The organism is Bacillus sp. C28GYM-DRY-1, from assembly GCF_030519405.1.
GTDB lineage: Bacteria > Bacillota > Bacilli > Bacillales > Bacillaceae > Bacillus > Bacillus spizizenii_A.
This window is the reverse complement of record NZ_JAUMKF010000115.1, coordinates 1-227: the sequence shown is the minus strand read 5'-3', so window position 1 is coordinate 227 and position 227 is coordinate 1. Positions and strand designations below refer to the sequence as shown.

The 227-nt window shown below is 41.0% G+C and carries 1 protein-coding gene; it reads left to right on the top strand.

Going from position 1 to position 227, the window contains the following annotated elements:
- Window positions 1-227: transposase (locus tag Q3W56_RS20920; RefSeq protein WP_302896727.1), on the top strand; the 227-nt coding region annotated here is incomplete at both ends.

Genomic DNA, 227 nt, shown 5'->3' with positions numbered 1-227 from the left:
AAGGAAGTTGATAGCAAAACGTCAGTCGAACTTGTAGAAATATTGCACAGCACAATGACCGTGCAGGATATCTGTATTCATTTAGGTATCTCTCGGGCGTCTTATTATCGTTGGAAGAAGAATCTGATGAAGGATCATCCCAAACGCCACTTGGAAAAACAAATCGGCACGTTGTGCCGAGAGCACAAGTATCGATATGGATATCGAAAAATCACAGCCATATTAAA